The organism is Kitasatospora griseola (genome assembly GCF_014648555.1).
Classification (GTDB): Bacteria; Actinomycetota; Actinomycetes; order Streptomycetales; family Streptomycetaceae; genus Kitasatospora; species Kitasatospora griseola.
On sequence record NZ_BMRI01000007.1, the window covers coordinates 172,010 to 183,034 of the forward strand.

Annotated in this window: 11 protein-coding genes; 4 read left to right on the forward strand and 7 right to left on the reverse strand. The window is 72.7% G+C overall.

The window, feature by feature from the left end:
• Window positions 1-291: 291 nt before the first annotated feature.
• A complete protein-coding gene (locus IEZ12_RS11760) occupies window positions 292-696 on the reverse strand; it encodes an SsgA family sporulation/cell division regulator (RefSeq protein WP_189271985.1) in 405 nt (134 codons plus the stop codon).
• 95 nt (window positions 697-791) lie between these two features.
• Window positions 792-1,202, reverse strand: coding sequence for a MerR family transcriptional regulator (locus tag IEZ12_RS11765; RefSeq protein ID WP_189271986.1), 411 nt, complete (start codon window positions 1,200-1,202; stop codon window positions 792-794).
• Window positions 1,203-1,299: 97 nt separating this feature from the next.
• On the opposite strand from IEZ12_RS11765, the gene IEZ12_RS11770 reads away from it, so the two are divergent.
• Window positions 1,300-2,352 carry an aldo/keto reductase gene (locus IEZ12_RS11770; protein WP_100586493.1) on the forward strand — a complete coding sequence of 351 codons (1,053 nt, stop codon included), beginning with the start codon at window positions 1,300-1,302 and terminating at the stop codon, window positions 2,350-2,352.
• 56 nt (window positions 2,353-2,408) lie between these two features.
• Here the strand turns inward: IEZ12_RS11770 and IEZ12_RS11775 are convergent, their stop codons facing one another.
• From IEZ12_RS11775 to IEZ12_RS11795, 5 genes are all read right to left on the reverse strand, one after another.
• Window positions 2,409-3,257, reverse strand: coding sequence for an LLM class F420-dependent oxidoreductase (locus tag IEZ12_RS11775; RefSeq protein WP_189271987.1), 849 nt, complete (start codon window positions 3,255-3,257; stop codon window positions 2,409-2,411).
• Window positions 3,258-3,434: 177 nt separating this feature from the next.
• Window positions 3,435-3,812, reverse strand: a complete 378-nt coding sequence (locus IEZ12_RS11780; protein WP_189271988.1) for a hypothetical protein — start codon at window positions 3,810-3,812, stop codon at window positions 3,435-3,437.
• Complete coding sequence (ctaD, locus tag IEZ12_RS11785; protein ID WP_189272098.1) at window positions 3,809-5,515, reverse strand: aa3-type cytochrome oxidase subunit I; 1,707 nt, start codon at window positions 5,513-5,515, stop codon at window positions 3,809-3,811. Before ctaD ends, IEZ12_RS11780 begins: the two co-directional genes overlap by 4 nt.
• A gap of 175 nt (window positions 5,516-5,690) precedes the next feature.
• Window positions 5,691-6,791, reverse strand: a complete 1,101-nt coding sequence (locus IEZ12_RS11790; RefSeq protein WP_189271989.1) for a hypothetical protein — start codon at window positions 6,789-6,791, stop codon at window positions 5,691-5,693.
• Between the two features lie 897 nt (window positions 6,792-7,688).
• On the reverse strand, window positions 7,689-8,810 hold the full coding sequence (locus IEZ12_RS11795; protein WP_189271990.1) for a PucR family transcriptional regulator: 1,122 nt from the start codon (window positions 8,808-8,810) through the stop codon (window positions 7,689-7,691).
• A gap of 145 nt (window positions 8,811-8,955) precedes the next feature.
• Between IEZ12_RS11795 and IEZ12_RS11800 the strand changes: the two genes are divergently transcribed.
• The 3 genes from IEZ12_RS11800 to IEZ12_RS38235 form a co-directional block, all read left to right on the forward strand.
• The gene (locus tag IEZ12_RS11800) at window positions 8,956-9,633 is read left to right on the forward strand and encodes a phosphatase PAP2 family protein (RefSeq protein ID WP_189271991.1); all 678 of its coding nucleotides are present in this window, start codon (window positions 8,956-8,958) and stop codon (window positions 9,631-9,633) included.
• A 55-nt stretch (window positions 9,634-9,688) separates the two neighbouring features.
• Window positions 9,689-10,774: an S-(hydroxymethyl)mycothiol dehydrogenase gene (locus tag IEZ12_RS11805; RefSeq protein ID WP_100586486.1), complete on the forward strand. Its 1,086-nt coding sequence runs from the start codon at window positions 9,689-9,691 to the stop codon at window positions 10,772-10,774.
• A partial coding sequence (locus IEZ12_RS38235) for an MBL fold metallo-hydrolase (RefSeq protein WP_229847451.1) occupies window positions 10,774-11,025 on the forward strand: 252 nt, incomplete at its 3' end. The genes IEZ12_RS11805 and IEZ12_RS38235, both read left to right, overlap by 1 nt.

The window sequence follows — 11,025 nt, forward strand, 5'->3', positions numbered from 1 at the left end:
ATCCAGGCACATCGTGCTGCCGCCCGCGCGCGGCGAGCCGACGGCGGTCGCGGGCGCGGCCAGGGCGAGCAGGCCGGCGACGGCCAGGGCCGTGAACGCGGTGGTGGAACGGGACATGAGGTACCTCCGTGGGTGCACCGACGAATGCCGGCAGGCGCGGTCGCCGCGCCTGCCCGGTGTCGGCAAGACTGGCAGCGGACGGCCGTGACACGCCCGGGTACGAACCAACAGCCATCCGATGGAGTGTCATCCGGTTTGAAATCCGTTCGGCACCGCGCCATTGACGACTCGTCAGGTACACAGCCGGGCGAGTTCGGCGTCGAGGTCCGCGCCCGCCGGCTCCGCGCCGGACGGGACCAGGGCGAAGGAGTCGCGCAGGAACCCGGCGACGGCCTCGTCGGGGATCCGGACGACGGCCCGGCCGGTGCACCCGCACAGGGTGACGTGCACGGTGGCGCCGGGGCCGGGGGCGACGGTGACGTCGCCCCCGCCGGTGGGGGCGCGGCGTCCTTCGTCGAGCAGCGCCCGGGCGAACCACCACTCGACGGGATCGTCGTCGGGGTGCAGGGGCGGGAAGAACAGGCTGACGGCGTACGGGTCGGTGGAGTCGTACCGCAGCCGGGCTTCGATGGCGGTCTCCGGGTAGGGGCTGAGCGGCAGGGTGACGCGGGTGGTCCGGGCAGCGGTCACGGCCATGCGGGGCGGGCTCCTTCAACGCTCGGCGACGCTTCGTCGGTGGTCGCCGACGGCTACCCCGCCCCGCCCGCCCCACCGCTTCGTACCCCGAATCTTCACAACCCCGGGCCCGCCGGCTGCTGCTCCAGGTAGTCCTCGTACACCGCGACCTTGTACCGGACGATGTCCAACGAGCGCTGCAGCTCGGCGAGCCGGCCCAGCACCCGGGCCTCGTGGGCGCGCAGCAGGGCGAGGCGGTCGGGTTCGGTGCCGGCGCCGGCGCGGACGAATTCGGTGTAGCGGCGGATGTCGGGGATGGGCATGCCGGAGGCGCGCAGCACGATGCACAGGTTGAGCCACTCGACGTCGCTCTCGCTGTAGCGGCGGCCGCCGCCGGAGGTGCGTCGCACGGGCGCGGCGAGGATGCCCTCGCGTTCGTAGAAGCGCAGGGCGTGCACGCTCAGGCCGGTGCGTTCGGCGACCTGGCCGATGGTCAGGGACGCGGCCGGGGCGGGCGGGGTTTCCATCGGATCAGCATAGGAGAGTTGATCTAGAGCCCACTCCAGCTCCTACAGTGGCCGTCGGCGCGCCGCACAACCGACAGCGGGACAAAGGGGATTGACCATGCGTTACCGGACTCTGGGCGGTACCGGCATCGAGGTGAGCGCACACTGCCTCGGCACCATGATGCTGGGGTCGGTCGGCAACCCGGACCACCAGGAGGGCATCCGGCTGGTGCACGCGGCGCTCGACCACGGCATCAACTTCGTCGACACCGCCGACATGTACTCGGCGGGCGAGTCGGAGGAGATCGTCGGCAAGGCGCTGCAGGGGCGGCGCGAGGACGTGGTGCTGGCCACCAAGGTGCACTTCCCGATGGGCCCGGGGCCGAACCGGGGCGGCAACTCGCGGCGGTGGATCGTGCAGGCGGTGGAGGACAGCCTGCGGCGGCTGCGCACCGACTGGATCGACCTGTACCAGGTGCACCGGCCGGACGGGCGGACGGACGTCGAGGAGACGCTGTCGGCGCTGGGCGACCTGGTCCGGCAGGGCAAGATCCGGGCGTTCGGGTGCTCGACCTTCCCCGCGGAGGAGATCGTCGAGTCGCACTGGGTGGCGGAGCGCCGGGCGCTGCCGCGGTTCCGCACCGAGCAGCCGCCGTACTCGATCCTGGCCCGCGGCATCGAGTCCTCGGTGCTGCCGGTGGCGCGGCGCTACGGCATGGGAGTGCTGACCTGGAGTCCGCTGGCGTCGGGGTTCCTGACCGGCCGCTACCGCAAGGGCGGGACGATCGACCTGTCCTCGGGCCGGGCGGCGCTGCACCCGCACCGCTTCGACCCGACCCTGCCGGTGAACGTCCGCAAGCTCGAAGCGGTGGAGCAACTGATCGAGCTGGCCGACGAGTTGGGCTGCACGCTGCCGGAGCTCGCGGTGGCGTTCCCGCTGGCGCACCCGGCGGTCACCTCGGTGATCATCGGCCCGCGCACCGTGGAGCAGCTGACCGGCCTGCTGAAGGGCGCCTCGCTGGTGCTCGACGACGCGGCGCTGGACCGGATCGACGCGATCGTCCCGCCGGGCACCAACGTGTACCACCCGGACGGTGTCTGGACCTCCCCCGGGCTCGCCCCGTCCGCGCTGCGCCGCCCGGCCGCCGAGCGCGCGGCGTCCGACGGCTGAGGAGCACCCGTTCGTGCGACGGGGCGTCAGGTCCCGCCCCGTCGCACGGTCGGCGCTCAGCGCGGCAGGTCGGCGTGCCGCTGCAGGAAGGCCTCGACGTCGGCCGGGTCCTCCAGCGGCAGGGGGTAGACCAGCAGGCGGTCCACGCCCAGGTCGGCGTAGCGCCGCGCATCGTCGGGGCTGGTCTCCACCGGGTCGATCTGCATGAAGTTGATCTCCAACCGGCCCAGGTGGGCGGGCCGGGGCACCTCGGCCTCGGCCTTGCGCAGCCCGTCGAGGTGGCGGGCCAGGTCCTGCGGGCCGCGGCCGTTGCCGATCCAGCCGTGCCCCTTGGCCACGGCCCGGCGGTAGGCGGCCGGGCTGTGGCCGCCGATCATGATGCGCGGGCCGTCGGGCCGCACGGGGCGCGGGTGCGCGTCGACCCGGGCGAAGTCCGCGTACCGGCCGTGGAACTCCGGTTCGGGCGCGCTCCACAACTGGCGCATCGCGTCCAGGTACTCGTCGGTGCGCCCGCCGCGCTCGGCGACCCGCACGCCGACCGCGGCCATCTCCGGCTCCAGGTAGCCGGGCGCGACGCCGAGCAGCAGTCGGCCGCCCGAGAGCACGTCGAGGCTGGCGGCCTGCTTGGCCAGCACCACCGGGTTGCGCTGCGGCAGGATCAGGATCCCGGTGCCCAGTTCCATGCGCTCGGTCAGCGCCGCGACGAAGGACAGGTGCACCAGCGGGTCGAGGATCGGGTCGGTGGGCGCCATCGGCGAGTCCGGCACCCGCGGGCTGGGCAGCACCACGTGGTCGCCGACCCACCAGGACCGGTAGCCCCACTCCTCGGCCCGGCGGGCCAGCCGCGCCGTGTCGGCCGGCCCCAGCGTCGCCTTGGCGCTCAGCCCGTACACACCCAGTTCCATGATCCCCGCCTCCGTCGTCCCCCAGCCGGGCGCGTCCGGTCGACGGTCCGACCGGAGCCCGGGCCGGCCCCTGCCCACCCGGGTCCGATCCGGTGAGCACGATCGATCCTGCCCCACGCCGTCCCGGCCTGTCCCGGGAACACCGGTGGACGCGCCGGGGTGTCGTCGGTACCGGCGTCAGTACCGGACGACCGCCAGGAGCACCGTCGTGCACACCGCGGTGGCCAGCAGCACGGCGAGCAGGCAGCGGGCGCGCAGGCGCTGGTAGCGGGCGCCGTACTGCTCGCGGAGTCGCTCACGGTGCTCCCGGAACTGTTCGAGCCCGCGGCGGGCGGCCTGGAGCTGGGTGTGCGCGAGGTGGTTCTCCAGGTCCAGCCGCTGAGCGGCCGTCAGCCAGGGCAGCAGGTCGGCGAACTCCTGGGCCGCCCGCCGGGCCTGCCGGTTCTGGTCCTGCCAGTACAGGTAGCCCTCCAACTGCCGCAGTCCCGCGTCGGCCTCGCCGGCGGCGGTGACCGGCCTGCCGCCGCCCCGGCCGGTGGGCGTCTGCTCGGTCACCGCTGCTCGTCGCCCGTGATCACCCGACCGCCCTGGTGCCCGGCGTCCTGGATGTCGTCGGGGACCTCGGGGTGGTGCAGGTTGAACGCCGGGGACTCGGAGCGCACCCGCGGCAGGGTGGTGAAGTTGTGCCGCGGCGGCGGGCAGGAGGTCGCCCACTCCAGTGAACGGCCCCAGCCCCACGGGTCCTCCTCCTGGACCTTCGGCGCGTACTTGGCGGTCTTCCACACGTTGTAGAGGAACGGCAGCATCGACAGGCCCAGCAGGAACGAGCCGATGGTGGAGATCATGTTGAGGGTCGTGAAGCCGTCCGAGGCCAGGTAGTCCGCGTAGCGGCGGGGCATGCCCTCCGCGCCCAGCCAGTGCTGCACGAGGAAGGTGGTGTGGAAGCCGACGAACAGCGTCCAGAAGCAGATCCTGCCGAGCCGTTCGTCCAGCATCCGGCCGGTGAACTTCGGCCACCAGAAGTGGAAGCCGGCGAACATCGCGAAGACGACGGTGCCGAACACCACGTAGTGGAAGTGCGCGATGACGAAGTAGCTGTCGGAGACGTGGAAGTCGATCGGCGGCGAGGCCAGCAGCACGCCCGTCAGGCCGCCGAACAGGAAGGTGACCAGGAAGCCGAACGCCCACAGCATCGGCGTCTCGAAGCTCAGCGAGCCCTTCCACATGGTGCCGATCCAGTTGAAGAACTTCACGCCCGTCGGGATGGCGATCAGCAGCGTCATGAACGAGAAGAACGGCAGCAGCACCCGGCCGGTCACGAACATGTGGTGCGCCCACACCGTCAGGGACAGGCCGGAGATGGCGATGGTGGCGGCGATCAGGCCGGAGTAGCCGAACATCGGCTTGCGGGCGAAGACCGGGATGATCTCGGAGATGATGCCGAAGAACGGCAGCGCGATGATGTACACCTCGGGGTGGCCGAAGAACCAGAACAGGTGCTGCCACAGGATCGGGCCGCCGCTCAGCGGGTCGAAGACGTGGGCGCCGAACTTGCGGTCCACCTCCAGGGCGAGCAGCGCGGCCGCCAGCAGGGGGAACACCATGATGATCAGCACGGCGGTCAGCAGGGTGTTCCACACGAAGATCGACATCCGGAACATGGTCATGCCGGGGGCGCGCATGCAGATGATTGTGGTGATGAAGTTGACCGAGCCGAGGATGGTTCCGAAGCCGGAGAACACCAGGCCCATGATCCACAGGTCGCCGCCGATGCCCGGTGAGTGCACCGCGTCCGACAGCGGCGAGTAGGCGAACCAGCCGAAGTCCGCCGCGCCGTTGGGCGTCAGGAAGCCGGCCACCGCGATCAGCGAGCCGAACAGGTACAGCCAGTACGCGAACATGTTCAGCCGGGGGAACGCCACGTCCGGCGCGCCGATCTGCAAGGGCATGATCCAGTTCGCGAAACCCGAGAACAGCGGTGTCGCGAACACCAGCAGCATGATCGTCCCGTGCATGGTGAACAGCTGGTTGAACTGCTCGTTGGAGACGATCTGCGTGCCCGGCCGGGCCAGCTCGGCGCGCATGATCAGCGCCATCACCCCACCGATCAGGAAGAACGCGAACGACGTGCCCAGGTACAGGCTGCCGATCGTCTTGTGATCAGTGGTGGTGATCCAGCGGACGAGCACACTCCCGGGCCGGCGCACCGCCCCCCGCGAGTCGGGCTCCGCCGCGGGCGGCGGGGTGCGGTCGGTCATGACGGTCATGGCGGCTCCCTTGCAAAAGCTGACCCGCCATCTCTATCAGTAATCCATCGACTCCGTACGGTTACGAAACGGCTCGCAGTCACATCCGGCCCCGCCTCCGAGGACCCGGAGGCGGGGCGCGCGGGGGGTACGCGGGGCGCGCGGGAGTGCGCGAGGTGACAGAACGTCAGAACGCGGAGGTGTACGCCGTCAGGAACGACGCGGTCACGGGCGACCCGCCGGGGCTGAAGCAGATCGGGTACAGCTCGACGGCGCCGGCGCCGCGGGCCCACGGCAGGGCGAGCTGACACCAGCCGGCGCCGCCGCCGAACGCCGTGACCTGGGCGTGGTCGGCCGGAACGGCGACACCGGGCAGGGTGACGGTGGAGGGGACGCCGACGGCCAGCGTGTTGCTCCCGGCCACCGAGTTGAAGTTGGTGCCGGACGGCACCGAGCCGTTGTACCAGAGGTAGCCGAAGGACCGCGGCGGGACCGCGGGGCCGTGCACGGCCCGCCCGGCGGAGTAGCTGAGCGTCCATTCGGTGTCGTAGGGCGCGTTGGACGCGTCGAAGCAGAGGACCACGACGTTCTGCCCGCCGCCGGACGGCACCCATTCGGCCACCTTGCAGCGGGCGCCCTGCGTCGGGTCGACGGCGGTGACCTCGACGTTGCCGACGTTGGGGGCGGAGCCGACGCCGGGCAGCCGGACCGTCCAGAGGCCGGTGGACCCGTGGCCGGCGACGTTGCTGCCCCCGGCGGAGTTGTACTGGTCGATCGGCGCGCCGCTCGCGGCGGAGTCCAGGTAGGCGTAGTCACCCGGCACGGGACCCCCACTGCTGCTGGTGTACAGCACGGTGAACGGCGAGTTGTCGGGTGCGCCACCGCGCCGGTAGCAGGCCACCCCCACGTCGATGCCACTGCCGACGGCCCCCCAACCGGTCAGCTGGCACCAGGTGCCGCTGCGGTTGACGGCCGTGACGTGCGCGACGCCTCCGGGGCCCGCGATCAGCGGGAAGTGCACCACGTAGCTGCCGGGACCGGCCTGGTCGACGGTGACGGGGTTGCTCGCCGGGGAGGCCCAACTGCCCCATTGGCGCGACGGATCGGGAACGTAGCCGGTCGGCGGCGTCGGGTTGTCGACGAACGCGAAACCCCAACGGTCGGGAACCGCGGCCCGCGCGGGGCCGGCGGTCGGCACGGCAGCCACGAGCAGCGCGGCCAGCAGGGCCAGCACCAGCAGCGCGGCCCGAACGGGACGGGCGGACGGTCGGTCGGATCCGGTGTGCATGGGCGGTCAACCCCCAGGGCAGTGAGGACAGGCACGGCGGCGGCGCCCGGGACAGGGCACGGCGGCTCCTGGCGCGACCGACCGTGCCCGGAGAACACGCGACGCGGGCACGGCAGTCCGGTGGCCACACATGCTAGGCGGGACCCCGATCGACACCCACCCTCCTGGCACGAACCCGTACCTCCGGCCACCCCCGGCGGCCGTTCGGACGACAGCCGGTCCGCCGACCGACGGAGCGTCGGCTACCGGTTCCGGCGTAGGCGCGGCCGACACCCGGGGTGGCTGAGCCGTCCCCGTTCCCCTGGGGCCGGAGCTACCGGACGTCCCGCCGGCCCCGGCCGGCCGGGTGTTCGCCGGGAGGGATCCGCCGCCTTCTCCGAAGGGGGCCGTCGGGGCCGTGACCCCCGTCTGCCCCGCTCGGCCCCGTCCGAAAAAGGCGGCGCCCTTCCCCCCGTCTCCCCCCTCGGGCGCCGACCACCCCCACCCCCCGGATCCGGGGCGCCGACGCCCAGGGCCTGCGGAACGAATCCCCCGATTCCCGCCGACCCGGCTGCGCCGGTCTCCCGGCGACAGGAAGATCGTGACAGCTCGGGGCCGGTCCGCACATTGCCAGGATCCGGCAATCTTGTCGGCCTCTTGACGCGCGAAATCTGCACCCGTGCGGGGATGCTCGGATGCGAACACAGGCGGGCGCGAAGACAGGGGCGTGTGGGGGCGCCTCCCGGCCCGCCAGGGCTGGGGAGAACTGCGCGACAAGCGCACACCCGTCCGCAGGGTCGCGATCACGTGCAAGTCGATGTCCCGCGTCGCGATCTTTCCGACGGGCGCGTTCCCCCTCGCGCAGTTCCCCGCGCCCCTGGTGGTGCTCTCCCCGGTTCGCAGCCGTCAACTCTTCCGCTAAAGAGCCTGTCGCGGCCAGCCCAGCAGGCGGGCGCCCATCGCGGCCGTTTCCAGGGTGTAGCGGTGGAGCGCGTCCGCCGGGTCGTAGCCGGTGAGGGCTTTGATGCGTTCGGCGCGGTAGCCGAGGGTGCGGACGCTGACGCCGAGGCGACGGGCGGCTTCGGCGTTGACGTAGCCGGCTTCGGCCTGGACGGCGATGGTGTCGAGAAGGGGGCCGGCGCCGCCGCGGGCGGCGGCGAGGGGGCCGAGGACGGTACGGACCAGGTCCGCCATCGCGGCGCGGTCGCGCATCAGGACCGGGAAGACCAGGAGCTCCTCGGCCTTCAGCAGTTCGGCGGGCAGGTCGAGGCGCTCCGCGAAGTCGAGCGCGTCGAGGGCTTCCTCGTAGCTGCGCACGACGCCGCCGGCCCCCGAGTGGCGGCGGCCGGTGGCGACCCGCCGGGCGGGCGGGTAGCCGGGGCCGGGGTGGAGCGCGAGTCGGGCGAAGGCGTCGAGGACGGCCTGTTCGCTCTCGGGGGCGACGCACACGAGCCGGCCGTCCTTGGTGGCGAGCAGGACGTCGCGTTCGCCGAAACGCCCGGTCAGTTCCCGTTCCACGCGACGCACCACGGGGTCGACGTGGCCGTAGGGCCGCTCGGTGACGGCGACGGCGACGGCGTGGGTGCGGGCGAGGCGCAGGCCGAAGCGTTCGGCGCGTTCGGCGAGGGTGCCGAGGTCGCTGCGGCCGTACAGCAGGTCGTCGATGAATTCGCGGCGGGCCGCTTCCTCCTGACGGACGGCCAGCCGTTGGGCCCGTTCGTGGCCCTCGCCGAGGGCGGCGAGCGCGGTCTCGGCGGCGATCAGCAGTGCTTCGCCGACCTGCCGCAGTTCGTTGACGGTGCCGGCGCCGGCGATCCCGGGGAGGGTGGTCCAGGCACGGCGTCCGGCGCCCATGCACCGGGCGACGACGTCGCGCAGGCCCTGCCCGTTCTCGGCGCAGCGTTCCCCGAGGGCACGCAGGGATTCGACCTCGGCCCGGCTCAGGCGCCGCCCGGAGCGGGAGACTTCGGCGAGCATCCCGACGTACCGGTCGCCGAGTTCCCCGACCACGGTCTGCTCGGGCACCGTCTGCTCGGCCATCTTGACGCCCTTTCACCTGCCGTTCGAAATCGCCGCATCCTAGCCGCCCTCGGGCCGGTGCCGGCGTCCGGTGTTGTTCGGGCCCGTACGATGGCGGGTGCGGCGCGGGACGGTGCGTCGCCGTGATCTCGGGAGGTTCTCCGCCATGACGGCTGGCTCGACGGGCCCCAGGTGGGCGCTGATCGGCTGTTGGGCGGCGTTCGGGGTGGTGGCGCTGGCGCTGGCCGCGCAGGGGTGGGCGGCGTTCGGGTTCGAACAGGCCGTGCTGGACTGGTGCGTGGCGCACCGGCCGGGCGTCGCGGTGACGGCGGCGACGGTGGTGACGGCCTGCGGGTCGGCGCCGTTGCCGTATCTGATGGCGTTGGCGGCCGGGGCGCTCGCGGTGCGGCGGGTGCGGGGGCCGGTGGCGGTGGTGCTGTTCGCGCCGACGGTGTGGCTGTTGCTGGGTCAGGGGCTGCGTCAGCTGCTGATGCACGGCTTCGGCCGGCCCAGGCCGCCGCTGGCGGCGCGGGCGGTGCACGCCTCGGGGTTCTCCTTCCCGTCGGGGCACGCGTTCACGGCGGCGGCCGGGGCGGGGCTGCTGGCGTTGGCGGTGGCGCTGGCCCGTCCGGGTGCGGCGCGCCTCGCCGCGGTGTGCGCGGTGGTGTTCGCGGCGGCGGTCGGTGCGAGCCGGGTGTACTTGGGGGTGCATTGGGCACTGGATGTGCTGGGCGGCTGGCTGCTGGCCGCAGGGTGGCTGGCGCTGGGTACGCTGCTGGTGTGTCAGGGCCGGGACAGTGGCGCTGTACTGCTGGAACGTCGACCCGGTGGGAGCCGGGACTGACCGGCAGGGGCGCGTCCGCGCCACGAATTGCCGTATATCAAGAAGGGTTTTCGGGATGGCTCAGGTTGTGCGGGGTGTGATCGCTCGGGCGAAGGGCGCGCCGGTGGAGGTGGTGCCGATCGTGGTGCCCGATCCGGGTCCGGGCGAGGCGGTGGTGAAGGTGCAGGCGTGCGGCGTGTGCCACACCGACCTGCACTACCGGGAGGGCGGGATCAACGACGAGTTCCCGTTCCTGCTGGGCCACGAGGCCGCAGGTGTGGTGGAGGCCGTCGGCGAGGGCGTCGACAATGTCGTCCCCGGCGACTTCGTGATCCTCAACTGGCGTGCGGTGTGCGGCCGTTGCCGCTCATGTCGGCGGGGCCGGCCGCAGTACTGCTTCGCCACCCACAACGCGAAGCAGAAGATGACGCTGGAGGACGGCACCGAGCTGTCGCCGGCCCTGGGCATCGGCGCGTTCGCCGAGAAGACCCTGGTCGCTGCGGGCCAGTGCACCAAGGTGGACCCGGCGGCCGCGCCGGCCGCGGCGGGCCTGCTGGGCTGCGGTGTGATGGCGGGCCTGGGCGCGGCGATCAACACCGGCCAGGTGGGCCGCGGCGACAGCGTCGCGGTGATCGGCTGCGGCGGCGTCGGCAACGCCGCGGTGATGGGCGCCCGGCTGGCGGGCGCGTCGCGGATCATCGCGGTGGACGTGGACGAGCGCAAGCTGGTCACCGCCCGCGGCCTGGGCGCCACCCACACCGTGAACTCGCGGGAGACCGACGCCGTCGAGGCGATCCGGGAGCTGACCGGCGGCAACGGCGCGGACGTGGTGATCGACGCGGTCGGCCGCCCGGAGACGTACAAGCAGGCGTTCTACGCCCGTGACCTGGCGGGCACCGTGGTGCTGGTCGGCGTGCCGACGCCGGAGATGACCCTCGAACTGCCGCTGCTGGACGTGTTCGGCCGCGGTGGCGCGCTCAAGTCGTCCTGGTACGGCGACTGCCTGCCGGAGCGGGACTTCCCGATGCTGATCGACCTGTACCTGCAGGGCCGGCTCGACCTGGACGCGTTCGTCAGCGAGACCATCGCGCTGGACGGCGTCGAGGAGGCGTTCGCCCGGATGCACCGTGGCGAGGTGCTGCGCTCGGTGGTGGTCCTCTGATGGCGGCCCGGATCGAACACCTGGTCACCGCGGGCGAGTTCAGCCTGGACGGCGGCACCTGGCAGGTCGACAACAACGTGTGGCTGGTCGGCGACGACCACGAGGTGGTGGTGATCGACGCCGCGCACGACGCGGACGCGATCGCCGCGGCGGTGGCCGGGCGCACGCTGGTGGCGATCGTCTCCACCCACGCGCACAACGACCACATCGACGCCGCGCCGGAGCTGGCCGCCCGCACGGGCGCGCCGATC